This window comes from Amycolatopsis antarctica (assembly GCF_002262875.1).
Taxonomy (GTDB): Bacteria; Actinomycetota; Actinomycetes; order Mycobacteriales; family Pseudonocardiaceae; genus Amycolatopsis; species Amycolatopsis antarctica.
On record NZ_NKYE01000006.1, the window covers coordinates 243,808 to 268,203 of the forward strand.

General features: G+C 72.0%; 26 protein-coding genes. 4 read left to right on the plus strand and 22 right to left on the minus strand.

Features of this window, described 5'->3' with window-relative positions:
• Window positions 1–5: 5 nt before the first annotated feature.
• From rpoZ to pyrR, 10 genes are all read right to left on the minus strand, one after another.
• Complete coding sequence (gene rpoZ, locus CFN78_RS12260) at window positions 6–278, minus strand: DNA-directed RNA polymerase subunit omega (protein WP_094862859.1); 273 nt, start codon at window positions 276–278, stop codon at window positions 6–8.
• A gap of 82 nt (window positions 279–360) precedes the next feature.
• Complete coding sequence (gene gmk / locus CFN78_RS12265) at window positions 361–954, minus strand: guanylate kinase (RefSeq protein ID WP_094862990.1); 594 nt, start codon at window positions 952–954, stop codon at window positions 361–363.
• A 38-nt stretch (window positions 955–992) separates the two neighbouring features.
• Complete coding sequence (mihF, locus tag CFN78_RS12270) at window positions 993–1,310, minus strand: integration host factor, actinobacterial type (RefSeq protein ID WP_094862860.1); 318 nt, start codon at window positions 1,308–1,310, stop codon at window positions 993–995.
• A 127-nt stretch (window positions 1,311–1,437) separates the two neighbouring features.
• The gene (pyrF, locus tag CFN78_RS12275; protein ID WP_094862861.1) at window positions 1,438–2,265 is read right to left on the minus strand and encodes an orotidine-5'-phosphate decarboxylase; all 828 of its coding nucleotides are present in this window, start codon (window positions 2,263–2,265) and stop codon (window positions 1,438–1,440) included.
• Window positions 2,262–5,606: a carbamoyl-phosphate synthase large subunit gene (gene carB, locus CFN78_RS12280; protein WP_094862862.1), complete on the minus strand. Its 3,345-nt coding sequence runs from the start codon at window positions 5,604–5,606 to the stop codon at window positions 2,262–2,264. The genes pyrF and carB overlap by 4 nt, the downstream gene beginning before the upstream one ends.
• A gap of 91 nt (window positions 5,607–5,697) precedes the next feature.
• Window positions 5,698–6,843 carry a glutamine-hydrolyzing carbamoyl-phosphate synthase small subunit gene (gene carA / locus CFN78_RS12285; protein ID WP_094862863.1) on the minus strand — a complete coding sequence of 382 codons (1,146 nt, stop codon included), beginning with the start codon at window positions 6,841–6,843 and terminating at the stop codon, window positions 5,698–5,700.
• Window positions 6,840–7,436: a PH-like domain-containing protein gene (locus tag CFN78_RS12290; protein ID WP_240519415.1), complete on the minus strand. Its 597-nt coding sequence runs from the start codon at window positions 7,434–7,436 to the stop codon at window positions 6,840–6,842. Before CFN78_RS12290 ends, carA begins: the two co-directional genes overlap by 4 nt.
• Complete coding sequence (locus CFN78_RS12295; RefSeq protein ID WP_094862864.1) at window positions 7,436–8,743, minus strand: dihydroorotase; 1,308 nt, start codon at window positions 8,741–8,743, stop codon at window positions 7,436–7,438. The genes CFN78_RS12290 and CFN78_RS12295 overlap by 1 nt, the downstream gene beginning before the upstream one ends.
• Before the next feature lie 117 nt (window positions 8,744–8,860).
• Window positions 8,861–9,796, minus strand: a complete 936-nt coding sequence (locus CFN78_RS12300; protein WP_094862865.1) for an aspartate carbamoyltransferase catalytic subunit — start codon at window positions 9,794–9,796, stop codon at window positions 8,861–8,863.
• Complete coding sequence (gene pyrR, locus CFN78_RS12305; RefSeq protein ID WP_094862866.1) at window positions 9,793–10,389, minus strand: bifunctional pyr operon transcriptional regulator/uracil phosphoribosyltransferase PyrR; 597 nt, start codon at window positions 10,387–10,389, stop codon at window positions 9,793–9,795. Before pyrR ends, CFN78_RS12300 begins: the two co-directional genes overlap by 4 nt.
• 258 nt (window positions 10,390–10,647) lie before the next feature.
• On the opposite strand from pyrR, the gene bldD reads away from it, so the two are divergent.
• Window positions 10,648–11,136, plus strand: a complete 489-nt coding sequence (gene bldD / locus CFN78_RS12310) for a transcriptional regulator BldD (RefSeq protein WP_003096372.1) — start codon at window positions 10,648–10,650, stop codon at window positions 11,134–11,136.
• Between the two features lie 93 nt (window positions 11,137–11,229).
• Here the strand turns inward: bldD and nusB are convergent, their stop codons facing one another.
• Genes nusB through CFN78_RS12325 form a run of 3 tightly spaced genes read right to left on the minus strand, consistent with a single transcriptional unit; the run spans window position 11,230 to window position 13,403 of the window.
• Window positions 11,230–11,721 carry a transcription antitermination factor NusB gene (gene nusB / locus CFN78_RS12315; protein WP_094862867.1) on the minus strand — a complete coding sequence of 164 codons (492 nt, stop codon included), beginning with the start codon at window positions 11,719–11,721 and terminating at the stop codon, window positions 11,230–11,232.
• On the minus strand, window positions 11,690–12,253 hold the full coding sequence (gene efp / locus CFN78_RS12320; protein ID WP_094862868.1) for an elongation factor P: 564 nt from the start codon (window positions 12,251–12,253) through the stop codon (window positions 11,690–11,692). Before efp ends, nusB begins: the two co-directional genes overlap by 32 nt.
• 52 nt (window positions 12,254–12,305) lie before the next feature.
• Complete coding sequence (locus CFN78_RS12325; RefSeq protein ID WP_094862869.1) at window positions 12,306–13,403, minus strand: M24 family metallopeptidase; 1,098 nt, start codon at window positions 13,401–13,403, stop codon at window positions 12,306–12,308.
• A 51-nt stretch (window positions 13,404–13,454) separates the two neighbouring features.
• On the opposite strand from CFN78_RS12325, the gene CFN78_RS12330 reads away from it, so the two are divergent.
• Complete coding sequence (locus CFN78_RS12330; RefSeq protein ID WP_205660501.1) at window positions 13,455–13,994, plus strand: B-4DMT family transporter; 540 nt, start codon at window positions 13,455–13,457, stop codon at window positions 13,992–13,994.
• A 128-nt stretch (window positions 13,995–14,122) separates the two neighbouring features.
• Here the strand turns inward: CFN78_RS12330 and CFN78_RS12335 are convergent, their stop codons facing one another.
• From CFN78_RS12335 to CFN78_RS12365, 7 genes are all read right to left on the minus strand, one after another.
• Window positions 14,123–15,649, minus strand: a complete 1,527-nt coding sequence (locus CFN78_RS12335) for a glycoside hydrolase family protein (protein ID WP_094862870.1) — start codon at window positions 15,647–15,649, stop codon at window positions 14,123–14,125.
• A gap of 93 nt (window positions 15,650–15,742) precedes the next feature.
• Window positions 15,743–16,714, minus strand: coding sequence for a GNAT family N-acetyltransferase (locus tag CFN78_RS12340; protein WP_094862871.1), 972 nt, complete (start codon window positions 16,712–16,714; stop codon window positions 15,743–15,745).
• 16 nt (window positions 16,715–16,730) lie between these two features.
• Window positions 16,731–17,162: a type II 3-dehydroquinate dehydratase gene (aroQ, locus tag CFN78_RS12345; RefSeq protein ID WP_094862872.1), complete on the minus strand. Its 432-nt coding sequence runs from the start codon at window positions 17,160–17,162 to the stop codon at window positions 16,731–16,733.
• Window positions 17,159–18,265: a 3-dehydroquinate synthase gene (aroB, locus tag CFN78_RS12350; protein WP_094862873.1), complete on the minus strand. Its 1,107-nt coding sequence runs from the start codon at window positions 18,263–18,265 to the stop codon at window positions 17,159–17,161. The genes aroQ and aroB overlap by 4 nt, the downstream gene beginning before the upstream one ends.
• Window positions 18,266–18,339: 74 nt before the next feature.
• Window positions 18,340–18,882 carry a shikimate kinase gene (locus tag CFN78_RS12355; RefSeq protein ID WP_094862991.1) on the minus strand — a complete coding sequence of 181 codons (543 nt, stop codon included), beginning with the start codon at window positions 18,880–18,882 and terminating at the stop codon, window positions 18,340–18,342.
• Window positions 18,864–20,066 (minus strand): chorismate synthase, encoded by a 1,203-nt coding sequence (gene aroC / locus CFN78_RS12360; protein ID WP_094862874.1) that lies wholly within the window; start codon window positions 20,064–20,066, stop codon window positions 18,864–18,866. The genes CFN78_RS12355 and aroC overlap by 19 nt, the downstream gene beginning before the upstream one ends.
• A gap of 87 nt (window positions 20,067–20,153) precedes the next feature.
• Window positions 20,154–20,801, minus strand: a complete 648-nt coding sequence (locus CFN78_RS12365) for a prepilin peptidase (RefSeq protein ID WP_240519416.1) — start codon at window positions 20,799–20,801, stop codon at window positions 20,154–20,156.
• Window positions 20,802–21,016: 215 nt separating this feature from the next.
• Between CFN78_RS12365 and CFN78_RS12370 the strand changes: the two genes are divergently transcribed.
• Window positions 21,017–21,439, plus strand: coding sequence for a Rieske (2Fe-2S) protein (locus CFN78_RS12370; RefSeq protein ID WP_094862875.1), 423 nt, complete (start codon window positions 21,017–21,019; stop codon window positions 21,437–21,439).
• Between the two features lie 4 nt (window positions 21,440–21,443).
• On the opposite strand, the gene CFN78_RS12375 is transcribed toward CFN78_RS12370, so the two are convergent.
• Window positions 21,444–21,977: a PTS sugar transporter subunit IIA gene (locus CFN78_RS12375; RefSeq protein ID WP_240519417.1), complete on the minus strand. Its 534-nt coding sequence runs from the start codon at window positions 21,975–21,977 to the stop codon at window positions 21,444–21,446.
• 189 nt (window positions 21,978–22,166) lie between these two features.
• Here CFN78_RS12375 and CFN78_RS12380 point away from each other — a divergent pair, with 189 nt between their 5' ends.
• Complete coding sequence (locus tag CFN78_RS12380) at window positions 22,167–22,979, plus strand: serine hydrolase domain-containing protein (RefSeq protein WP_094862877.1); 813 nt, start codon at window positions 22,167–22,169, stop codon at window positions 22,977–22,979.
• A gap of 22 nt (window positions 22,980–23,001) precedes the next feature.
• Here CFN78_RS12380 and CFN78_RS12385 read toward each other — a convergent pair whose 3' ends face one another.
• The gene (locus CFN78_RS12385) at window positions 23,002–23,946 is read right to left on the minus strand and encodes a D-2-hydroxyacid dehydrogenase family protein (RefSeq protein WP_094862878.1); all 945 of its coding nucleotides are present in this window, start codon (window positions 23,944–23,946) and stop codon (window positions 23,002–23,004) included.
• Between the last annotated feature and the right edge of the window lie 450 nt (window positions 23,947–24,396).

The window sequence follows — 24,396 nt, forward strand, 5'->3', positions numbered from 1 at the left end:
GTGGGTCACTCGCCCTCGGTGTGCTCGAGCAGCCCGCCGTGGATCTCGCGCAGCGCGATCGACAGCGGCTTCTCGCGCGGGCCCGGCTCGACGAGCGGGCCGACGTACTCCAGCAGGCCCTCGCCGAGCTGCGCGTAGTAGTCGTTGATCTGGCGGGCACGCTTGGCCGAGTAGACGACCAGCGCGTACTTGGAGCTGACCTTCTCGAGCAGGTCGTCGATCGGCGGGTTGGTGATGCCTTCGAGGGCTTCACCGTGGGAACTCAGCGTGATGGTCACTCGCACTGCTCCAGAATCGTCGCGTCGGTACTCGTTCCCGGGAGATCGAGTCTTCGGAAAAATCGGGGGTCGGCGGGCCTGCTCAGCCCCCTCCGACCACCAAGGTTAGCAACTCGGCCGCGGCGGTCCGCACATCGGCGTTCACCACGCGCGCGTCGAACTCCCCGGCCGCGGCCAGTTCACGCTCCGCTTCGGCCAGCCGGGCCCGGACGGCCGCCTCCTGTTCGGTGCCGCGTCCGGTCAGCCTGCCGACCAGTTCGTCCCAGGACGGCGGCATCAGCATCACCAGCCTGGCCTCCGGCATGGCGGTGCGCACCTGGCGTGCGCCCTGGAGTTCGATCTCCAGGACCGCGGGCCGTCCGGCGGCGAGGGCCTGCTCGACCGGGCCGCGCGGAGTGCCGTAGCAGTTGCCCGCGAACTCGGCGTGCTCCAGCAGGTCACCGTGGGCGACCATCTCGTCGAACGCCTGCCGGTCGACGAAGTGGTAGTGCGTCCCGTCCACCTCGCCGGGGCGCGGGGCCCGGGTGGTCACCGAGACGCTGAAGTAGACATCGGGGCGCAGCGTGCGCAGCTCCCCGACGACACTGGACTTGCCGACACCGGACGGGCCCGAAACGACGGTGAGCCGGTGCCGGACTGCCGGCACCGGCTCACCATTCGCCTGCAGGCCGGTCAGCTCACCGGCCGTCGCAGCACCGTCGTCGTTGCTGCTGCTCACTCGCCACTGAACTCGGCGAGCAGCGCCTTGCGCTGCCGGTCGCCGAGGCCACGGAGCCTGCGGCTCGCGGCGATCTCGAGCTTCTCCATCGTCTGCTGGGCGCGGACCTTGCCGACGCCGGGAAGGGCTTCCAGCAGAGCCGAGACCTTCATCTTGCCGAGGACCTCGTCCTCATCCGCCTGCTTCAGCACCTCGGTCAGGGTGGTGCCGCCGCGCTTGAGCCGCTCCTTGAGCTCCGCGCGAGCGCGGCGAGCGGCAGCGGCCTTCTCCAGCGCTGCAGCACGCTGTTCCTCGGTGAGCTGGGGAAGTGCCACGTTTTCCTCCGGTAGTACTCAAAATCTGGGTGGGTGGGGCGACCGTACCGACCCACGATGCCGCCCACAATGCGGGGGTGTCCCTCCGAACGCGGATGGTGACGGTGGTACCCGCGGTGGGCGACCGTCATTCCATCAGCGAATCCTGTGCCCGGGCAACGGCTTCGGCCAGTGCGGCGATGTCCGGGCCGTACCGCAGGATGTCCCGGGAGGAGGCCGGCAGGACCCCGGGAAGACCCTCGCCGAAGACCCGACGAAGGTCGTGCGCCGTGGCCCCCTGGGCACCGAAACCCGGCGCGAGAACGGGGCCGTTGAGCGCCGTCAGGTCCAGTTCGCCCGCCGGAACGGTGGCGCCGACGACCACGCCCACGTCGCCCCCCGGCGCCATCCCGGCGTTGCGCCCGGCCGCATCATCCACAATGGACTGAGCCACCGTCCTGCCGTCCGCGAGGCGGGCGTTCTGCAGCGCGGCCGCCTCCGGGTTCGAGGTACGCGCCAGCACGAACACGCCACGCCCTTCGGCCCGAGCGGTGTCCAGTGCCTCGCCGAGAGAACCGAAGCCGAGGTACGGCGAGAGCGTCACCGCGTCGGCCGCGAGCGGACCGGTGCCTGCCAGGTAGGCCGAGGTGTAGGCGGCCATCGTCGAACCGATGTCGCCACGCTTGACGTCCAGCAGCACCAGGGCGCCCGCCTGCCTGCCCAGCTCGACCACCCGGCGCAGCACCTCCACCCCGGCCGGGCCGTGTGCCTCGAAGAACGCCGACTGCGGTTTGAGCACCGACACGCGGGGCGCGAGCGCCTCCGTCGCGGTGAGCGCGAAGCGCTCCAGCCCGGCGGCGTCGACGGACAGGCCCCAGGAACGCAGCAGCGCCGGATGCGGGTCGACGCCCGCGCACAGCGGGCCCCGGGCCGCCACCGCCGCCGCCAGGCGGGCCCCGAAGCCCGCCGCCGTCACGAGCTCGCCCGCAGCGCCGCCTGCAGCTCCTGCAGGGACCGCACCCCGATGTCGCCGCGGATCAGTGCCTCGATACCGTGCACCGCCGCCGCGGCGCCCTGGATCGTGGTGACGCAGGGGATGTCCCGCGCGACCGCGGCGGTGCGGATCTCGTACCCGTCGATCCGCGGACCGCTGTTGCCGTAAGGAGTGTTGATCACCATCTGGACATCGCCGGCGAGAATCATGTCGACGATGTTCGGCTCGCCCTCACCCGCACCGTCCGGCGGGCTCGGCGCGGTGTACTTGCGTACCACCGAACAGCCGATCCCGTTGCGCCGCAACACTTCTGCCGTACCGGAGGTGGCCAGTACCTCGAAGCCGAGATCGGCAAGCCGCTTCACCGGGAACACCAGCGAGCGCTTGTCCCTGTTCGCCACCGACACGAACACCCGGCCCGCCGTGGGCAGCGAGCCGTAGGCGGCGCTCTGCGACTTCGCGAACGCCTTGCCGAAGGACATGTCCACGCCCATGACCTCGCCGGTGGACTTCATCTCCGGCCCCAGCAGCGAGTCGACGCCGAGCCCCTCGGGGGTGCGGAACCGGTGGAACGGCAGCACGGCCTCCTTGACGGCCACCGGGGAGTCCTCAGGCAACCGGCCGCCGTCACCGTGCGCGGGCAGCACGCCGGAGACGCGCAGTTCGGCGATCGACGAGCCGGTCATGATCAGCGAGGCGGCCTTCGCCAGCGGCACGGCCGTCGCCTTGGACACGAAGGGCACGGTGCGCGAGGCACGCGGATTGGCCTCCAGCACGTACAACACGTCGTCCTTGAGGGCGTACTGCACGTTGAGCAGCCCGCGCACCCCCACTCCCCTGGCAATGGACTCGGTGGACCGGCGCACGGTCTCCAGATCGGTCTGGCCCAGCGTGATCGGCGGCAGCGCGCAGGACGAGTCACCGGAGTGGATCCCGGCCTCCTCGATGTGCTCCATCACCCCGCCGAGGAACAGCTCCTCGCCGTCGAACAGGGCGTCGACGTCGATCTCGATGGCGTCGTCGAGGAAGCGGTCGACCAGCACCGGGTGCTCCGGGGTGACCTCGGTGGCCCTGGCGATGTAGCCGGCCAGCGTCGCCTCGTCGTAGACGATCTCCATGCCGCGCCCGCCGAGCACGTAGGAAGGGCGCACCAGCACCGGGTAGCCGATCTCGTCGGCGATGCGCTTCGCCCCGTCGAACGAGGTGGCCGTGCCGTAGCGCGGCGCGGGCAGCCCGGCGTCGCGCAGGACGTCACCGAACGCGCCCCGGTCCTCGGCGAGGTTGATCGCCTCCGGCGGGGTTCCGACCACCGGCACGCCCGCGTCGGCGAGCCGCTGCGCCAGGCCCAGCGGCGTCTGCCCGCCGAGCTGGACGATCACGCCGGCGACCGTGCCGGACGCCCGCTCGGCGTGCACCACCTCCAACACGTCCTCGAACGCCAGCGGCTCGAAGTACAGCCGGTCCGAGGTGTCGTAGTCGGTGGACACCGTCTCCGGGTTGCAGTTCACCATCACCGCCTCGAACCCGGCACCGCGCAACGCGATCGCCGCGTGCACGCAGGAGTAGTCGAACTCGATGCCCTGGCCGATGCGGTTCGGCCCGGAACCCAGGATCAGCACCTTCGGCCGGTCCCGCTGGGCGGTCACCTCGGACTCGGCCGCGGGATCGGACTCGTAGGCGGAGTAGTGGTACGGCGTCCGCGCGGCGAACTCGGCCGCGCAGGTGTCCACGGTCTTGAAGACCGGCCGCACGCCCAGCCGGTGCCGCAGCGCGCGCACTCCGTTCTCCCCGGCCAGTTCGGGACGCAGCGCGGCCACCTGCCGGTCGGAGAGGCCGGTGCGCTTGGCCCTGCGCAGCAGCTCGCCGTCGAGCACCGGGGCGTCCCTGACCTCGGCGCCGACCTCGCCGATCAGTGCGATCTGGTCGACGAACCACGGGTCGATCCCGCTCGCCTCGTGCACCTGTGCCACGGTCGCTCCCAGGCGCAGCGCGCGTTCCACCGCGTACAGCCTGCCGTCGTGCGGGGTCCGCAGGTCGTCCAAAGTGGACTCCAGCGTCGTGTCCACCGGGTCCGGCGTGGTCCAGAACCCGGTCGCCTTCGTCTCGATCGAGCGCATCGCCTTGCCCAGTGCCTCAGGGAAACTGCGGCCGATCGACATGGCCTCGCCGACGCTCTTCATCGTCGTGGTCAGCATCGGATCCGCGCCGGGGAACTTCTCGAAGGCGAACCGCGGCACCTTGACCACCACGTAGTCCAGCGTCGGCTCGAACGAGGCCGGGGTCTCGCCGGTGATGTCGTTGCGGATCTCGTCGAGCGTGTAGCCGATCGCCAGCCGCGCGGCGATCTTGGCGATCGGGAACCCGGTCGCCTTCGACGCCAGCGCCGAGGACCGGGACACCCGCGGGTTCATCTCGATCACGATCATCCGGCCGTCGGCGGGGTTGATCGCGAACTGGATGTTGCAGCCGCCGGTGTCCACGCCGACCTCGCGCAGCACCGCGATCCCGACGTCGCGCATGTGCTGGTACTCGCGGTCGGTCAGCGTCATCGCCGGCGCCACCGTCACCGAGTCGCCGGTGTGCACGCCCATCGCGTCCACGTTCTCGATCGAGCAGATCACCACCACGTTGTCGTGGCGGTCGCGCATCAGCTCGAGCTCGTACTCCTTCCAGCCGAGCACGCTCTCCTCGATCAGCACCTCGGTCACCGGGCTCTCGTCGAGCCCCAGCGAGGCCAGCCGCTCCAGCTCCTCGGAGGTGTGCGCCATCCCGGAGCCGAGCCCGCCCATCGTGAACGACGGCCGGATCACCACCGGCAGGCCCAGTTCCGCCACCGTCTCCCGGACCTCGTCCATCGAGTGGCAGACCGCGCTGCGCGGTACGTCGCCGCCGACCGTGCGGACGATGTCCTTGAACTTCTGCCGGTCCTCGCCGCGCTGGATGGCGTCGATGTCGGCGCCGATCAGCTCGCAGCCGTACTTCTCCAGCACGCCGCGCTCGTGCAGGGCCACCGCACAGTTCAGTGCCGTCTGGCCGCCCAGCGTCGCCAGCACCGAGTCGACCGGCCGGCCGGCCGCCTGTTCGTGGGCGATCACCTTCTCCACGAAGTCCGCCGTCACCGGCTCGATGTAGGTGGCGTCGGCGAACTCGGGGTCGGTCATGATCGTCGCCGGGTTCGAGTTGACCAGGCTGACGCGCAGACCCTCCTCACGCAGCACGCGGCACGCCTGGGTGCCGGAATAGTCGAACTCCGCGGCCTGACCGATCACGATCGGGCCGGAACCGATGACGAGCACGTGCTCGATGTCAGTGCGTTTGGGCATTACAGGGACGTCTCCAGAGTCGTGACGGGCATCCGTGCCGCCGGGTCTGCCGGGGCAGCGGGAGAAGTGGCCGCAACTGCGGGGGCGGAAGTCATCCGGCCTTCCTCATCAGCTCGGCGAACTCGTCGAACAGGGGGGCCGCGTCGTGCGGCCCGGCCGCGGCCTCCGGGTGGTACTGCACCGAGAAGGCCGGGACGTCCGCGCAGCGGACGCCCTCGACCGTGTCGTCGTTCGGGCAGTAGTGGCTCACCCTGGCGGCACCGAACGGCGAGTCGAAACGCTGTCCCGGTTCGCCCTCCAGCGCGAAGCCGTGGTTCTGCGCGGTGATCGCGACCCGGCCCGTCTCCACGTCGATCACCGGGATGTTGATGCCGCGGTGGCCGTAGCGCATCTTGTAGGTGCCGAGCCCGAGTGCGCGGCCGAGGATCTGGTTGCCGAAGCAGATCCCGAACAGCGGGATCTCCCGCCGCAGCACCGAGGTCGTCAGCTCCACGGCGTGCGCCGCGGTGGCCGGGTCGCCAGGGCCGTTGGACAGGAAGACCCCGTCCGGCTCCACCGCGAGCAGGTCGTCCGCGGTGGAGGACACCGGCAGCACGTGCACCTCTACGCCCCGGGCGGCCAGCATCCGGGGCGTGTTCGACTTGATGCCCAGATCCAGCGCGGCCACGCGGAAACGGCGCTCCCCCACAGCGGGCACGACATAGGACTTCGCCGTGCTCACCTCGCCCGCCAGGTCGGCACCGGCCATCCGCGGGGCCGCCAGTACCTCGTCGACGAGCTCGGCCTCTGCCCGCACCGCGCCGGTCGGCGTGACGAGCGCGTCACCGGAGAAGACCCCGGCGCGCATCGCGCCCCGCTCCCGCAGGTGCCGGGTGAGCGTGCGGGTGTCCACCTCGGAGATGCCGACCACGCCCTGCTCGGCCAGCTCGCCGTCGAGCGAGCGCAGCGAGCGCCAGTTCGACGGCGCCCTGGCGGGATCGCGCACCACATAACCCGACACCCAGATGCGCGCGGACTCGTCGTCCTCGTCGTTCCAGCCGGTGTTGCCGATCTGCGGCGCGGTCTGCACCACGATCTGCCGGTGGTAGGACGGGTCGGTGAGCGTCTCCTGGTACCCGGTCATCCCGGTGCAGAAGACCACTTCCCCGAGGGTGCGCCCCCGGGCTCCGTAGGCCGCACCGGGGAAGACGCGGCCGTCTTCCAGCACCAGTGCCGCCGGCGTCCGCCTGCCTGTCATCGCTGACCCTCTCCGCTGTTCTCGTCTCCACTGCTGCCGGTGCCCTCGCCCGCCTCGCCGGTGCCGCCCGCCTCGCGGGTGTGTGCGGCCACCGGGCCCGGCACGGGCACCGCGTCGATCCATGCCCGGTAGCGGCCGATGTCGTCGGCCCGGAAACCGGTGTCCACCTCGACCGGTCCCGCCGTTCCCTCGCCCGGACGCCAGGTGATCACCAGCAGCGCGTCCGTGCCCATGACCTTGCCCGCCATACCCCGGCCGGTGGCCACCGCGACCACCGCCGACCGCGGGATCCAGAAGCCCGGAGCGCCGATCCGCTCGACCTCGATGCCATCCGGGTGCAGCCGCAGGGTGCCGCTGGTCCGGAGTCCGGCCCCGCGGGTCACGATGCGCTCCTGCCAGTGCCCCGCGCGGGTGGACGCCACGTACAGACCCGGCAGCTCCAGCGAGACCGGGCCGGGCTCGGTGGGCACCTCCGGGAACGGCGGGAACTCGACGCTCTGCGCGCGGGCCTGGCGACGCCAGCCGCGCCACATGCCGAACACGCACAACGCGAAGAAGGCCAGCACGGCCAGCGAGAGCAGGAACCTGTCCATCAGCCGATCCTCCCCGCCGCCGCCGTGACCCGCCCGCGCAACAGTGTCGCCGTGACGACGCCGGGCAGCCGCATTCCCTCGTACGGGGTGTTCCCGGCGATGCTCGCCAGTTCCCCACCACGCACGGTCCACTCCGCGTCCGGGTCCACCAGGACCAGGTTCGCCGGCTCGCCCACCGCGATCGGCCTGCCGTGGTCCGGCAGGCCGCCGATCTCGGCGGGCCGCTCGCTCATCACCCTGGCCACCCCGCGCCAGTCCAGCAGGCCCGTGCGCACCATCGTGGCGACCACAATGGACAGAGCGGTCTGCAGGCCGAGCATCCCGGGCTTCGCCGCCGCCCACTCGCAGTCCTTGTCCTGCACCGCGTGCGGCGCGTGGTCCGTCGCGACGCAGTCGATCACGCCCTCGGCAAGCGCGGTACGCAGCGCCTCGGCGTCCGGCGCCGTGCGCAACGGCGGGTTGACCTTGTTCACCGGGTCGTAGCTGCCCAGTCGTTCGTCGGTGAGCAGCAGGTGATGCGGCGTCACCTCCGCGGAAACCCGGGTGCCCCGCCCCTTCGCCCAGGCGAGCACCTCGGCCGTGCCCGCGGTCGAGACGTGACAGACGTGCAGCCTGGCACCCGCGTGCGCGGCCAGGATGCAGTCCCTGGCGACGATCGACTCCTCGGCCGAGGCGGGCCAGCCGGGGTATCCCAGCCGTGCCGCCTGCTCACCCTCGTGCGCCTGCGCACCGACCGTCAGGCGCGGTTCCTCGGCGTGCTGGGCGATCACCACGTCCAGCGAGGTCGAGTACTCCAGCGCACGGCGCATGATCAGCGGATCGTGCACGCACTTTCCGTCGTCGGAGAACACCCGCACGTTCGCCGCCGAGGCCGCCATCGTGCCCAGCTCGGCGAGGCGCTCCCCGCCGAGGCCAACCGTGACCGCGCCGACCGGGTGCACGTCCACCAGTCCGGCCTCGCGGCCCCGGCGCCACACGTGCTCCACCACGAGAGCGTTGTCGGCGACCGGATCGGTGTTGGCCATGGCGAACACCGCCGTGTAGCCACCACGGGCCGCGGCACGGGAACCCGAGGCGATCGTCTCGGTGTCCTCCCGGCCGGGCTCCCGCAGATGCGTGTGCAGATCGACGAGACCCGGCAGCAGGACGAGGCCCGCCGCGTCGATCACCTCGGCACCGCCGGGCAGGTCGCCGTCGGGGAGCTCGCCGCCGGCGAGGACGCGGGCGATCACCCCGTCCGACACCAGCACGTCGCACGGCTCCCCCTCGCCGTAGGGGCGCGCGCCCCGGATCAGGACATCGGTCATCGGCTTTCCTTCGTCGGTCGCGGGACGTCCGGGGCCTTCCGGCCGGACGCGGGTACGGGGCGGGCAGGAACTCGAGGAACGGGAACGGGGCGCGCCGCCGAGGCGCGGTGCGTTCGCTCAGGCACCGTCGCCCCCGTCGCCCGCCAACAGGTGGTACAGCACCGCCATCCGGACGTGCACACCGTTGCGGACCTGCGCGGTGATCGCCGACGCCGGAGAGTCCGCCACCGCCGAGGCGATCTCCATGCCACGCAGCATCGGGCCGGGGTGCAGCACCACCGCGTGCGCGGGCAGCAGCCGCTGTCGCGCCTCGCTCAGCCCGTACCGGATCGAGTACTCCCGAGAGGAGGGGAAGAAGCCGCCGTGCATCCGTTCCGCCTGGACCCGCAGCATCATCACCGCGTCCACGGCCGGAAGCTCGGCGTCCAGATCGTGCGAGACCGTGACCGGCAGGCCCCCCACCCCGGCGGGCAGCAGCGTCGGCGGCGCCACGAGCACCACCTCGGCGCCCAGGGTGGACAGCAGGTGGATGTTCGAGCGGGCCACCCGGCTGTGCACCACGTCGCCGACGATCGCGATCCGCCTGCCGGCCAGCGATCCCAACCGTTCGCGCAGGGTGGCGGCGTCCAGCAGGGCCTGGGTCGGGTGCTCGTGCGTGCCGTCGCCCGCGTTCACCACGGCGGTGCCCGCCTCGGCCAGCCAGCGGGACAGGCGGTGCGCCGCGCCGGAGGCCGGGTGCCGGACGATCACACAGTCCGCGCCTGCGGCGGCGAGCGTCAGCGCGGTGTCGCGCAGGGACTCGCCCTTGTTCACCGAGGAGCTGCTCGCCGACACGTTGATCACGTCGGCGCTCATCCACTTGCCCGCGATCTCGAAGGACACCCGGGTGCGGGTGGAGTTCTCGTAGAACATCGAGACCACCGTGCGGCCGCGCAGGGTCGGCAGCTTCTTCACCTGACGGCCCAGCAGGGTGCGCTTGAGTTCGTCCGCCGTGTCCAGGATCGCGGTCGCCTCGTCGGCGGCCAGGCCGTCCGTCGCCAGCAGGTGCCTCACTCGCGTTCCCCCGCGTCCCCGCCGCGCAGCAGCACGGCGTCCCGGTCGTCGGTCTCCGACAGCAGTACCGCGACGTCCTCGGAGCGCGAGGTGGGCACGTTCTTCCCCACGTAGTCGGCCCGGATCGGCAGCTCCCGGTGCCCGCGGTCGACCAGTACGGCGAGCTGGACAGCACTCGGCCTGCCGTGGTCGCGCAGGGCGTCGAGGGCCGCGCGGATGGTCCGGCCGGAGAACAGCACGTCGTCGACGAGGACGACGACGCGGCCGTCGATCCCGGACTCGGGCAGCGCGGTCTGCTCCAGTGGACGCGGCGGACGGCTGCGGAGGTCGTCCCGGTAGAGGGTGACGTCGAGCGCACCCGTGGGCACCCGCACGTCGGCGAACTCGGCGATGCGCTCGGCCAGCCGGATCGCCAGTGGTGTCCCCCTGGTGGGGATACCCAGCAACACGGGTGGGGCGACGGAACTCGCACCCAGCGCGGTCTTCTCGATGACCTGATGGGCCATCCGGGCGATGGTTCGCGCGACATCACCGGCGGACAGGAGCTCGCGCTCCCCCGCCGGTTCCGCCGCGCCACGTGGGCGTGACGCCACGGCGGACCTCCTTCCCCGCCTCACTGGACGGGTCCTTAAAGGACGTCGATTTCCCCTGGTGGAATGGAAATCTGCGGCGACAGTAGCAGCAGCGACGGCCCGCGGGCGCATCCGGTGCGGGTGGCTTCCGCCACGCCCACCAACCGTGATCCGCTTGACCTGGTGACGACAACGCGTAACCATTACTCTGAGTGTTCGACTCAGGAGTTCCCCGTCGGTCGTGCGACCGAACGGGACGAGGAAACGGAGAACAACCAGATGGGCGATTACGCCAAGGCGCTCGGGGCCAAGCTCCGCGGTATCCGCCAGCAGCAGGGCCTGTCCCTGCACGGAGTCGAGCAGAAGTCCGGCGGACGGTGGAAGGCGGTCGTCGTCGGCTCCTACGAGCGCGGTGACCGTGCCGTGACCGTGCAGAAGCTCGCCGAGCTGGCCGACTTCTACGGCGTTCCGGTGGTCGAACTGCTCCCCGAAGGCCGGGTTCCCTCCGGCGCGGAGCCCGCGACGAAGATCGTGATAAATCTGGAACGCTTGCAGCAACTGCCCGCCGAGAAGGTCGGCCCGCTCGCGCGCTACGCGGCGACCATTCAGAGCCAGCGCGGCGACTACAACGGCAAGGTGCTCTCGATTCGCACCGAGGACCTGCGTTCCCTGGCGATCATCTACGACATGACGCCCGGCGAGCTGACCGAGCAGCTCATCGACTGGGGAGTGCTGCCTCCCGAGGCTCGCCCGTCCAAAGAGGACTGACGACCGGCGTGGACAGCGGGACTCCCGCCCCCTGTCCGCGCACCGTTTCCTCGCCGCTGTGGGCCCGCGCGCGGGCCCACAGCGGGACCGGTGTCAGAGGACGGCGCGAAGCCGGTCGGCGATGTTGCCGATCCGGCCCAGCACGCCGTTGACGAACCGCGGGGAGTCGTCCGTCGACAGTTCCCTGGCCAGGCCGACGGCCTCGTCGATGGCGACCGGATCGGGCACGTCGGCCGACCACAGCAGCTCGTAGACGCCGGTGCGCAGCACCGCGAGGTCCACCGGGGGCATCCGGTCGAGGGTCCAGCCCTGCGCGTGCTCGGCGAGCAGCTCGTCGATCCGCTCCCGCTGCGTCGTCACGCCCTCGACCAGGCTGATCGTGTAGTCGGCGATCAGGTCGACCTCGACCGCGCCGACCCGGTCGGCGATCAGCGTGATCGCGTCCGTCTTGCGCTGCGCCGCCTCGTACAGGATCTCGACGGCGCGGCGGCGGGCCGCCCGGCGACCGATCGGGCCGCCGCGTTTCGGTGAGTGTCCGGAGGTCACCAGGCGCTCAGCCGGACACACGGCCGAGGTACCGGCCATCGCGGGTGTCGACCTTGACCTTCTCGCCGGTGCTCAGGAACAGCGGCACCTGGATCTCGGCGCCGGTCTCCAGCGTCGCCGGCTTGGTGCCACCGGTGGACCGGTCACCCTGCAGGCCGGGGTCGGTGTGCTGGACGACCAGCTCGACCGAGGTGGGCAGCTCCACGTACAGCGGGACGCCCTCGTGCACCGCGACCTGGACCTCGGTGTTCTCCAGCATGAAACCCGCCTGCTCGCCGATCGTCTCCGGCGGGACGGTGATCTGGTCGAAGGTGTCGCCGTCCATGAAGACGAAGTCGGAACCGTCGTTGTACAGGTAGGTCATGTTCCGGCGGTCCACGGTCGCGGTGTCGACCTTCGTGCCCGCGTTGAACGTCTTGTCCACGACCTTGCCCGTGAGGACGTGCTTGAGCGTGGTCCGGACGAACGCGCCGCCCTTGCCCGGCTTCACGTGCTGGAAGTTCACGACGTTCCAGAGCTGGCCGTCCAGGTTCAGGACCAGGCCGTTCTTCAGGTCGTTGGTGGTGGCCACGAGTTCGGTGTCTCCTGTTGTCTCAGTCCGGTTGTCTTGGTCCGGGCGTGGCCTACAGGGCCACGAGTTCCTTGCTGGTCAGGGTGAGGAGTTCGGGAGTACCGTCCCGCACGATCAGCGTGTCCTCGATGCGCACCCCGCCACGGCCGGCGAGATACACGCCAGGCTCGACGGTGACCGCCATGCCGGCGGCCAGTGTACCGAGGCCGGTCTTGGCGAGGCTGGGTGCCTCGTGGACCTGCAGGCCGATGCCGTGGCCGAGACCGTGCGCGAAGTGCTCGGCGTGCCCGGCCCCGGCGATCACCGCCCGCGCGGTGCCGTCCACCCCGGCCACTTCGGCACCGGGGCGGACCGCCTCGGTGCCCGCCCGCTGCGCCCGGGCCACCAGTTCGTACAGCTCGCGCTGCCAGTGCGCGGGCTCGCCGAGCACGAAGGTGCGCGTCATGTCCGAGTGGTAGCCGTCCACCGTGGCACCGAAGTCCAGTTTCACCAGGTCTCCCGCCGCGAGCACCGTGGAGGTCGGCCGGTGGTGCGGGATCGCCGAATGCGCGCCCGCAGCGACGATGGAGGTGAAGGCGGCGCCGGTGGAACCGTGGTCGAGCATCCTGTTCTCCAGGTCCCTGGCCACCTCCAGCTCGGTGCGGCCGGGCCGGATGCCGCCCGCACCGATCAGATCGGCGAGGGCCCGGTCGGCCGCGGCGCAGGCCGTCCGGATGGCCTCGACCTCGGAGGCGTCCTTCACCAGGCGGAGCCGTTCGACGATCCCCGGGGCCCGGCGCAGCTCGACCCCCGCCGCCGCGGCGCCGAGCGAGTCGTGCTGCTCGACGCTGACGTGCTGGCTCTCGAACCCGGTCGTCCGGTAGCGCTCCGCCGCGGCACCGGCACGCCGGGCCAGGTCCGGCGCGCTCGCCCGTTCCACCACCAGTTCCAGGTCCGGCACCTGGGTGCCCGCCTGGGCGGTGTAGCGGCCGTCGGTGCAGAAGAGGGTTCCCTCGTCGCCACCGGCGTGCACGAGCAGCGCGGCGTTGGATCCGGTGAACCCGGTGAGGTAGCGGATATTGAGCAGGTCGGTCACGAGGTGCGCGTCGAGGCCGGCTTCCTGGAGCTCGTGGCGCAGGGCGGAGCGACGCGTGGCATGGATGTCGGGCACGGGGACCAGCTTAGAGGTCGGCCTTCCGGGACCGTCGCCTACAGTGAGCCGATGCCATCGTGGTTGCTCCGCGGATTCGGACTGGCCGTGCTGCACGCCGCGGCCGAGGTCGCACTCGCCAAGATCGCCGTGCAGGCGCCGTCGGACGCCGACGTGATCACCGCTCTCGTCATCGCCCTGCTGGTCGGCGCGGCGGCTCTGTGGAGCGCGCTGGACGGCTGGCTGCGCCGCGGCGACCGCGGCCGGACCTGGTTCGTCGCGGCGCTGCTCGCCGGGCCGGTCGCCGGCATCCTCGGCGTCATCGGCAGGTCGCTGCTGGTCGATCAGACCGGACTCCGGGAGCTGTTGCCCGCGCTGACCGGCGGGGCCGCGTTCACGGCGCTGCTGGTGCTGGTGCCCGCCGGACTCGGGCTCTTTGTCGGCGGCAGGCTCCGCGCCCCCGCCGGTCGCCGGGACGAGGACGAACCTGAGCCGGAGGACGACCGGCCCACGCCGGCGCCGGCGGCCGTGCCCGGTGGGTTCGCCGGTCCGGCGGCGGACCGTGCCGGACATGGCTCCGGGCGGCGCCGCCCCCGGCCGCGGGCCGAGTGAGCATCGCAGGGCGCGCGGGCAGCCACCGGCCGGTCCCCGGCAGCCGACGCCCCGGGTAGCCGCGCGCCCCGGTTAGCGGAGCGGCCCGGGTAGCCGCGCGGCCGATTGTGCGCGGGCGGGAACGGCGGTCAGGGTCCGAGGACGGGACCGACCGGGTAGGCGTTCCACCGCTGGTCGTCGACCGCCTCGAGCGCCGAGTCGTTCAGTTCGGCGATCTCGTCCGAAGCGATCGGCCAGAGCGCGCCGTCGTCGAGCAGCAGGCCGGTCCCGGAGCCCGGCGCCCGTAGCGCCGGCGCCCCGGCCCGCAGGCGGGTCGCGACCGGGAAGGTGTCGAGCACGGGCAGCCGGCGATCCAGCACGCGGCCGGCGAGCGCCTCCGCCACCGAACGACGGTCCACCCGCACGACCTTCCCCTCGACGACCACGTCCATGGTGCGCACCGGGGAGGGCATCGCGACACCGTCGAGTACGCGCAGGGTGCGCGCCGGATCCGTGCAGGCACCGACGCCCTGCAGGTCGATGCCGTAGTGCCGGAGATCCGTCGGCGCCCCTGCCGCGCCGGTGACGGTCGCACGGACCACGTCGACCGGCACCCGGTCACAGGGGTCCCTGGTGGAGATCCTGGCGTGCCCCTCCGGTTCCCGGAGCAGGCCGGGACCCTCCCGCCACGGGCCCGGGATGATCACCGGTTCGAAGGGGTTCGCGGTGAACTCCCGGTCCCAGAAGGTCAGGGTGGTGCCGTCCCGGGTCTCGTGCGCGATGGCGAAGGCGTCGAGAGCGTCCACCCACATCAGGTCGGCGCTGAACGCGTCGACCAGTGAGTCCGTGCGCGGCGCACCCGTCCCCGGCGCGGGACGGAAACCGTCCGCCTTCAGCGCCTGCACCTCGGTCGTGAACGCGGGATCCTTGGCGCGCACGACGAACTGTCCTGCGCCGTTCCAGCCGGCCTCGCGGCCGGTGGTGTCGGTGAACATCAGGTAGAACCAGCCGTCCAGGTGGACGGCGGCGGGCTGGCCCGCTCCGTAGGTGTTGTCCCGGTGTGTGTCGTGCGCCGGGTCGACGACGGGCTCACCGCCGTTGGCACGCGCCCACGAGATGCCGTCGGTGCTCGTGGCCAGGCCGATCGAGTTGCCGAGCGCGTGGTCACCCGCGGCGCCGGTGTAGTACATGTAGTACGTGCCGTTCACGCGGATCACCGACGGATCGCAGGTGTGCACCCCGTCGAAACCACCGGGATTGCCGGACAGCACCGGCACCGGCACCGGTGCGGCACCGTCGGGTCCGGTGAACGGCTCCTCGATGTCCGCGGCCTCCGCGTGCAGGATGTCGTCACCCGCCGGCGGAGCGGCGCCGTACTGACTGCACCACCACATCCGGGTGCGCCCCTCGTCCCGCATCACCGCGGGCGCGTAGTTGTACGGCGCGTCGGCCCCGCCCGCGGCGATCACCGCGTCGCTCTCCCGGGAACTGTCGGTGGCCAGTGCGACGGCCGGCCGGTCCGGTGGCGGATTCTGCCCCTCCGTGGTCCCGCCCACCGTCCGCTCGCCAGGGCGGGGTTGCGCGTCGCTGGGCGAGCAGCCCGCGACGACCACGGCCGCGAGGACGAGCGCGACGGGCAGGACGGCAGGCCGCCGTCTCCGGTGCGAAGCACGCATGCCGAAGCCCTACCTCCATCCCTCGCACCCGCGAGCCGATCCGTCCGAGACGGGACCGACCCGGCCCGCGTATGCGGCCAGTCTACGGAGCCATCACCCGTTCGGGCGCCAGGGCGTCGACGGATCCGGCGAGGGCGAGCCGGCGGGCATGGTGACGGGCGTCGTGGCGACCAGCTCCACCTCGAATCCGTCCTCGTTCTCCAGGTACGCGGCGTAGTGCTCGGGCCCGCCGGCATGCGGGTGGCGATCGGCGAACATGAGCGACCAACCGTGTCCGGCGGACGCGGCGGTGAGGGCCCGGACCCGGGCGCGGGTCCCGGCGTGCAGCGCGAGGTGGTTGAGTCCCGGACGCAGGCGTTCGTGCCTCCCGTCCGACATCGCGGGCGACTGCTCGACGACCAGGTACGTCGGGCCGAGCTGCCAACTCACGCCCGCGGACCAGCGCTGGAACTCCCGCCACCCCAGTTCGCCGAGCAGCCAGCCCAGGCTGGCCTCGGCGCGCCGCAGGTCCGGCACCCAGAGCTCGATGTGGTGCGGCCTGCCCTCCGGGACCGGCAGCGCGACGCACACCCGATGCGCGGCACCGCGGTGGAATCCGCCGCCGACGTCGAGGAAACCCAGTCGCCGGGCCAGGTTCCGGCCCACGGTGTCCGACTCGTGCAGCAGCGTCCACACCGCGGGGAGGGCGAGGGTGCGCAGTCCGTGGTCCACCAGTTCGCGGACCGCCTCGATGGCCGGCCCCCGGTCGGCGAGGACCGGATCGAGGAACCAGCGGAGCTCGGTCACCCCGCCCGGGAGTTCTCCGGACGGTCGCAGCGACGCCAGGCCGACGACCTGGCCGTCGAGATCCAGCAGCCAGTCACCGAGCCCCTCCTGGCCGGCCTGGGCGGCCCGCTCCAGCACACCGCGCCGGACCGCTTCCCGGCCGCCCACCTCTTCCGCGGGCTGCCGGGCGCCGCCGGTGGTTGCGAGCAGGCGCACGGCGGCGTCGACATCGTCCGGGGCGGAGGTGAGGCCGCGCAGCACCAGGCGCCCGGCGCGCAGTTCCGGAACCTCGTCGGCCATGCCCACCGGGTTCCGGTCAGCCTGGCCGCGTGGCCAGCCAGCGCAGGGCCAGCGGATAACCGTCCACGCCGAGTCCGGCGACCACGCCCGTCGCGATGTCGGAAAGCACGCTGTGGTGCCGGAAACCCTCCCGCTTGTGCACGTTGGATATGTGCAGCTCGATCAGCGGCGCGGTGAGCTGAGCGGCGGCGTCGCGCACGGCGATCGAGTAGTGCGTCCAGGCTCCCGCGTTGAGTACCACCGGATACCCGCCGTCGGCGGCCTCGTGCAACCAGCCCACCAGCTCGCCCTCGTGATCGGTCTGCCGGACCTCGACCTCGACACCGAGCTCCCGCCCGGCGCTCACGCAGAGCGTGACCAGGTCGGCGTAGGTGGTGGCGCCGTAGACCCCTGGCTCCCGGGTGCCGAGCCGTCCGAGGTTGGGGCCGTTGAGTACCAGCGCTTTCACAGCAGCATTCCCCCGGTCCCGGTGTTCTCCGCCGCGATCGCGGAGTACGCGCCCGCGATCAGCGCGGGATCGGGTCCCTCCAGCCGTCCAGGTCTGCCGAGACCGTCCAGCACCACGAACCGCAGCACACCGGAGCGCGTCTTCTTGTCGCCGCGCATGCCCTCCATGAGCTGCGGCAGAGCGTCGGCGTCGTAGGTGACCGGCAGCCCCAGCGAGCGCAGCACGGTGGCATGCCGGTCGGCGGTGGCGTCGTCCAGCCTGCCCGCGAGCCGGGCCAGTTCGGCGGCGAAGACGAGGCCCACGCTCACAGCGGCGCCGTGCCGCCAGCGGTACCGTTCGCGGCGCTCGATGGCGTGCCCCAGCGTGTGCCCGTAGTTCAGGATCTCGCGCAGCCCGGACTCACGCAGGTCGCTGGCGACGACGTCCGCCTTGACCTGGATCGATCGCCGGACCAGTTCGCCCAGCGCCTCCCCCCGGCTGTCGACCGCGGCGGCGGAGTCCCGTTCGATCAGCTCGAGGATCGCCGGGTCGGCGATGAACCCGGCCTTGACGATCTCGGCCATCCCGGCCACGAGTTCGTTGGGGGGCAGGGTTTCCAGCGTCGCCAGGTCGACCAGGACCGCGCTCGGCTCGTGGAAGGCGCCGACCAGGTTCTTGCCCGCGTCGGTGTTGATGCCCGTCTTGCCGCCCACCGCCGCGTCGACCATCCCGAGCAGCGTCGTCGGCACGTTGACCAGGCGGACGCCGCGCATCCAGGTGGCCGCGACGAACCCCGCGAGGTCGGTGACCGCACCGCCACCGAGTCCGACGACGACGCCCTGGCGGTCGAGGCCGATCCGGCCGAGCACCTCCCAGCAGAATCCGGCGACCGACAGCGCCTTGCCGTCCTCGGCGTCCGGGATCTCCACCCGGTGCGCGTCCAGGCCCGCGGTGGCGAGTTCCTCGCGGATCGCCTCGGCGGTGGTGGTCAGTGTGGGCGGGTGGATCAGGGCCACCTTCGACGCCTCGCGCAGCACCTCCGTCAGCTCGGCCAGCAGGCCGCGGCCCACCACGACCTCGTACGGCCTCGCGGTGGAGACCTCGATGCGGACCGGATCGGTCATCCCGCACTCCGTTTCGGTTGGTCGGCTTGCCGTGCACCGGGCGGTCACGGCGGCGGATCGGGCCGGGAGCACCGTCACGGACCCGGTTCCGGTGCGGCGGCGTCGTCGGCGAGGTCGGCCAGCCTGCGCGCGATCTCGGCGGCGACCGCGGGCGGGTCCGAACCGTCCGTGTCCACCTCCAGCGTCGCGACCTCCCGGTAGATCGGCAACCGGGCGTCGAGCAGTGCCTTGTAGGTGGCGCGCGGATTGAACCCGGCCAGCAGTGGCCGGGCGCTGGACATGCCGGTGCGCCGGACTCCCTCCGCCATGCCCACCGCGAGGAACACCACCGGATGCCCGGCGAGTAGGGCACGGGTCGTCTCGGAGAGGACCGCGCCGCCGCCGAGCGCCAGTACACCCTCGTGTTCGGCCAGGGCGACGGCGACCGATTCCTCTTCCATGGCACGAAAAGCCGCCTCGCCGTGGGCGGAAAAGATGTCCGATACCGAGGTCCCGGCCCTGGTCTCGACGTCCGCGTCGGTGTCCCGGAACCCGACGGAGAGCGCCTCGGCCAGCAATCTCCCCACTGTCGTCTTGCCCGAGCCGGGGGGTCCGACGATCACCGCGCGCGGGGCCACCACTGCTCCAGTTCTCGAAGGTAGGACTCGGCGTTGCGCCTGCTCTCGACGAGCGAGTCGCCGCCGAACTTCTCCAGCGCGGCGTCGGCGAGGACGAGCGCCACCACCGACTCCAGCACCACGCCGGCCCTGGGCACGGCGCACACGTCGGAACGCTGGTGGATCGCCACGGCGGGCTCACCGGTGGCGACGTCCACAGTGGACAGTGCGCGGGGAACGGTGGAGATCGGCTTCATCGCCACCCGCACCCGCAGGGGTTCGCCGTTGGTGATGCCGCCCTCGAGCCCACCGGCCCGGTTGGACCGCCGGGTCACCCCGGCCGGGCCCTCACCTCCGGCGTCGATCTCGTCGTGCGCGGCGCTGCCCCAGCGGCGCGCGGTGGTGAAACCGTCGCCGACCTCCACGCCCTTCATCGCCTGTACGCCCATCAGCACACCCGCGAGGCGCGCGTCGAGCCTGCGGTCCCAGTGCACGTGTGAGCCGAGACCGGGTGGCAGGCCGTAGACGATCACCTCGATCACGCCGCCGACCGTGTCTCCGGCTTTCCGCACGGCATCGACCTCGGCGACCATGGCATCGGTGGCCTCGGCGCCGAACGCGCGCACCGGACTCTCGTCGATGGCCGTCAGATCCGCCGCCAGTGGCAGTGGCCCCTCCGGCGCCTGGGCCTCGCCGATCGACACGACGTGACTGATCACCTCCGCACCCAGAAGCTGCCGCAGGTACGCACGCGCGACGGTGCCGAGCGCGGTACGCGAGGCTGTCTCCCGCGCGCTGGCCCGTTCCAGCACCGGCCGGGCGTCGTCGAAACCGTACTTCTGCATGCCGGGCAGGTCGGCGTGCCCGGGACGGGGCCGGGTGAGCTTCTCGTTGCGGGCAAGGCCATCGAGTTCGGCGGCGTCCACCGGGTCGGCGGACATCACCTTCTCCCACTTCGGCCACTCGGCGTTCTCGATCTGGACGGCGACCGGCCCGCCCTGCGTGCGTCCGTGCCGGACTCCGCCGACGAACTCGATCCGGTCGGTCTCGAACCCCATCCGCGGGCTCCGGCCGAAGCCGAGCCGCCTGCGGGCGAGTTGCCGGGTCACATCGTCGGAGGTGACCTCTACCCCGGCGACCATTCCCTCGAGGATGGCGGCCAGAGCGGGCCCATGCGATTCACCTGCGGTAATCCAGCGCAACACGTCACGATCCTTCCACGTCGTCCGCATGCGGCACGCACAACCCCGTGCTGGGGTCCCGCGGCCCACGATCAGGTCTGTCCGGCCCGCTCACCCGGCGGGACGCACCGCCTGGAACACCGTCAGCAGCCAGGCCGCGGCCAGCATCCCGGGCCCGTGCGGGACACCCGAACGCCACGAGTCCGACCGCCGTAGCGCACCCGCCGCGGCGAACAGCACCGTCACGATCGCCGCCAGCACCGCGGCGAGGACGAGCGCGGTCCAGCCGAGGGCACCGAGCACCGCTCCCAGGGCGAACGCCAGCTTGACGTCGCCGGCGCCCAGCGAACCGGGCGACACCGCGCGCACCGCCGCGTGCACGCCTCCGAACAACAGCGCCCCGGTGAGGGCGCGCACGGCGAGGGGGCTGCCCGGGCCGCACCACGCGGCGATCGCCAGCCCCATGGTGAATAACGGCCATGCGCCCAGCGTCAGCACATCGGGCAGCCTGCGGTGGCGCAGGTCCGCCGCCACGAGCGGCACCGCCATGAACGCGACGCCCAGCGCCGTGGGCAGCCACCAGCCCGGCAGCGCACCCGCCTGCCAGCGCAGACCGGTGACCGCCCACAGAAACGCGGTGACACAGGCGCACGGCCAGGCGGGCACCACGGCGGGATGCACGCCGGTACGCAACAACCGGGCGCCCAGCAGCCCGGCGGTGGCTCCGGCCACGAGGAGAACGATGATCGACACGGTCACGGCGACCACTGTCGGCCTGCCGCCGCGAGCGGGCAAGCTCGTTCGGCCACGACTGGACCGCTCGTTCGGAAATCCGGCGAACCTCACCCGGACGAGGGCACCCGGCCCGCCGAGCTCCGGCACCGAGGCCACCCCGGTCACGATCACGACGCGCCCGATTCGGTGCATTTCGCCCGTCGAGCGAACCTGATCACGCGCTGACTCGTATCCGGTGTATGGCAATCCATCACGGGCACACCCGCCGCACCGTCCTGACCACCGGAGCCGCCGCCGCGCTCGGCGTGACCGCGCTGACCGCCTGCGGGCCCGAGGAGCCCGCCGCTCCGGCCGCCGCCGCACCGGGCAGCCCGCTCGCGGCGCTCGCCGACATCCCGGTGGGCGAGGCGAAGCTGGTCGCCGGCCCGGACGAGGAGGAGATCGTGCTGGCGCGGCCCACCGAGACGACGGCGGCCGCGTTCAGCGCGAGCTGCACCCACCAGGGCTGCAAGGTCAAGGCTGAGGGCAAGGACCTGACCTGCCCGTGTCACGGTTCGGTGTTCGACGCGCTGACCGGGGCCGTGCGCACCGGGCCGGCGACCGAACCGCTGCCGCCGATCGCGGTGTCGGTACGGGAGGGCCAGATCGTCTCCGGCGCCTGAGTCGTCAGGCGCGCCAGGTGAACAGCGGGTCTCCCGGCCGTACCGGGAGGCCCTCCGGGTCGTTCCCGGCCGGGCCGTTCCCGGCCGGGCCGTCCGGGCGCAGGCCGTCGAGCGCCCCGGTGACGGCGTCCAGCGCGATCACCGGAACGTGCAAGTCGTAGCCGTCGGCGCGCAGCGCTTCGGGTTCCCAGGTAAGCATCGGCTGTCCCGCACGCACCGCCTCCCCGCGCACGACGTGCGGGACGAAACCGGCGCCGCGCCGCCGCACCGTGCCCAGACCGAGATGGACGAGCACGGCACGCCCGTCGTCGGTCACCACCACGAAGGCGTGCGGGTGCAGGGTCGCGACAGTGCCGTCGACGGGGGCCACCACGGTGATCGCGGCGCCCGGCCCGCCGTCTTCCCGGGCCGTGATCGCCGGATCGACCGCCACGCCGGGGCCGACGGAGCCGCCGGCGAACACCGGATCCGGCAGGGCCGCCAGTGGGACCACCCGCCCCGCCACCGGACTGCCGACCGCGAGGTCCGTCGTGCTCACGCCGTCCGCCCTCCGTCCTCCGTCACGGCCCGTTCCACCTTCCCCGGGTGCCGGCATCGACACCGGGATCCGCCAGTCTGCCGCCCGTGCCGCCCGAACGCACAACGGCGATCGCGGGCCGCGCGAGGAGGTCACCGTGGCCGTCTCCCCCGGGGCTCACCCGCGTCGTGGTCACCTACCCTGAGCGCCATGGAAAGCCTGCAGTCGATCCGGCAGTGGCCGGTGGACAACGCCGCCGCCTCCGTGATCAGCGCCGACGGCACCGTCCTCGCCACCGCCGGGGACGCCGGGCACCGGTACGCGCTCGCCTCGGTCACCAAGCTGCTGACCGCCTACACGGCGTTGATCGCGATCGAGGAGGGCGTGGTCGAACTGGACAGCCCCGCCGGGCCGGAGGGCGCGACCGTGCGGCACCTGCTGGCACACACCGCCGGGCTCGGCTTCGACTCCCGCGCGGTGATGGCCGCGCCCGGTGACCGGAGGCTGTACTCGAACGCCGGTTTCGAGGTGCTCGCCGAGACCCTGGAGGCACACTCCGGGATCGCGTTCGCCGACTACCAGGCGGAGGCTCTGTTCTCCCCGCTCGGCATGCGCCACACCGTGTTGGACGGCTCGCCCGCGGCGGGCGCGGTGTCCACGGCGGCCGATCTCGGCCTGTTCGCGGCCGAACTGCAGAGCCCGTCCCTGCTGAACGAGCGGACGGTCACCGAGGCGACCGCGGTCGCGTTTCCCGGCCGCACCGGCGTCCTGCCCGGGTACGGCCACCAGAAGCCGAACGACTGGGGTCTGGGCTTCGAGATCCGCGACCACAAAAGTCCACATTGGACAGGCTCGGCGAGTTCTCCGCGCACGTTCGGCCATTTCGGCCAGGCCGGCACGTTTCTCTGGGTCGATCCGGATGCCGGGCTGGCCTGCGTGAGCCTGGCGGACCGGGCGTTCGGGCCGTGGGCGGTGCGGGCGTGGCCGATGTTCACCGACGCGGTGCTCGCCGAGCTCGCCTGAACAGCCCCGGCGTCCGACCTCGTCACTCTTCCAGCAGGCGCACCGGTTTCCCTGCGCTGAACGCGGCGATCTCGGCCACGGCGTCGGTGAAGAAGACCTCGTACACCTCTTCGGTGACATAGCCGATGTGCGGACTGAGCACCGTGTTGGGCTGTCCCCGCAGCGGATGGTCGACGGGCAGCGGCTCGGTGTCGTAGACGTCGAGCGCCGCGCCCGCGATCGTGCGCCCGCGCAGTGCCCGCAGCAGCGCGTCCTCGTCGACGATCGGCCCGCGCGAGGTGTTCACCAGCCACGCGGTCGGCTTCATCAACGCCAGTTCCGCGGCGCCGATCAGCCCGCGACTGCGGTCACCGAGGACAAGGTGCACCGAGAGCACGTCCGACCGGCGCAGCAGATCGTCCTTCGACACCGCCGTCACGCCGTGCTCGGCGGCCCGCTCGGAGGTCAGGTTCGGGCTCCACGCGATCGTCTCCATGCCGAAGGCCTGCCCCACCCTGGCCACCGCCGAGCCGAGCTTGCCCAGCCCGAGCAGGCCCAGGGTGCGGCCGTGCAGCCCGATGCCGACACCGATCTGCCAGCCGCCGTCACGCACGGAGCGCTCCTCCGCGGGCAGCCCGCGCGCGGCGGCCAGGATGAGCGCCCAGGTGTGCTCGGCGGTCGGGTGCGGGATGTATCCGGTGGCCGCGACCACGATGCCCTGTTCCCGGGCGGCGGCCACGTCGATCGCGGCGTTGCGGTATCCGGTGCTGACGAGCAGCCGCAGATCGGTCAGCCGCCGCAGCAGTTCCGCCGGGAAGCGGGTGCGTTCGCGCATGGCGACCACGACCTCGTGCCCGGCCAGCCGGCGCACCAGCTCGTCCTGGTCGCCGATGTGCTCGGTGAACACGCTGATCTCGGCGCCGAGGGCGTCCCAGTCCGCGAAGCGCAGTGCGACGTCCTGGTAGTCGTCGAGGATGGCGATCTTCATGCCGCCATGCTAAGCGATGCCCCACACCCTGTATCGGTGACTTTTCCGCGTGGTCCGCCTTCGGGCCCGGTACCGCTGCGACGGGAACAGGAGAAACCCGAGCGGCACATTCCCCGGTGGATACCCCGAGACCTGGCCGACAGCGTCCGTCGGCGGGAACCACGCTCCTCGGGAGCGGCGGGGACAGGAATTCTCACTTCTCGCCGACGGTGATTCATACGCCGCTTCGGCACCGAAGATGGATTGCCTCGTGATTTCATTTATTCTCGACCACAATTTCATGGTTACTCCACCGCTTTTCCATCTTCTTTTTCCAACCGTTGTTCACGGTCACGAAATTGCCACGCGGTGGGCGCGGGTCCTGATAATCTCGGCCATGCAACACCTTTCCAAGGGCCAAGCCCTACTCATAACCCCGAACAAGGCATGGCGGCATTTCCGGCATGCCAA

What these genes read in the sequence shown, in the direction of transcription:
- nusB (WP_094862867.1), bottom strand. Translation starts at nt 11,721, where the DNA reads ATGGCCGGTACCTCGGCCGTGTGTCCGGCTGAGCGCCTGGTGACCTCC.
- CFN78_RS12380 (WP_094862877.1), top strand. Translation starts at nt 22,167, where the DNA reads ATGGAAAGCCTGCAGTCGATCCGGCAGTGGCCGGTGGACAACGCCGCC.
- carA (WP_094862863.1), bottom strand. Translation starts at nt 6,843, where the DNA reads ATGACAGGCAGGCGGACGCCGGCGGCACTGGTGCTGGAAGACGGCCGC.
- CFN78_RS12335 (WP_094862870.1), bottom strand. Translation starts at nt 15,649, where the DNA reads ATGCGTGCTTCGCACCGGAGACGGCGGCCTGCCGTCCTGCCCGTCGCG.
- CFN78_RS12370 (WP_094862875.1), top strand. Translation starts at nt 21,017, where the DNA reads ATGGCAATCCATCACGGGCACACCCGCCGCACCGTCCTGACCACCGGA.
- CFN78_RS12340 (WP_094862871.1), bottom strand. Translation starts at nt 16,714, where the DNA reads ATGGCCGACGAGGTTCCGGAACTGCGCGCCGGGCGCCTGGTGCTGCGC.
- CFN78_RS12290 (WP_240519415.1), bottom strand. Translation starts at nt 7,436, where the DNA reads ATGGACAGGTTCCTGCTCTCGCTGGCCGTGCTGGCCTTCTTCGCGTTG.
- CFN78_RS12385 (WP_094862878.1), bottom strand. Translation starts at nt 23,946, where the DNA reads ATGAAGATCGCCATCCTCGACGACTACCAGGACGTCGCACTGCGCTTC.
- CFN78_RS12295 (WP_094862864.1), bottom strand. Translation starts at nt 8,743, where the DNA reads ATGACCGATGTCCTGATCCGGGGCGCGCGCCCCTACGGCGAGGGGGAG.
- CFN78_RS12330 (WP_205660501.1), top strand. Translation starts at nt 13,455, where the DNA reads ATGCCATCGTGGTTGCTCCGCGGATTCGGACTGGCCGTGCTGCACGCC.
- bldD (WP_003096372.1), top strand. Translation starts at nt 10,648, where the DNA reads ATGGGCGATTACGCCAAGGCGCTCGGGGCCAAGCTCCGCGGTATCCGC.
- carB (WP_094862862.1), bottom strand. Translation starts at nt 5,606, where the DNA reads ATGCCCAAACGCACTGACATCGAGCACGTGCTCGTCATCGGTTCCGGC.
- aroB (WP_094862873.1), bottom strand. Translation starts at nt 18,265, where the DNA reads ATGACCGATCCGGTCCGCATCGAGGTCTCCACCGCGAGGCCGTACGAG.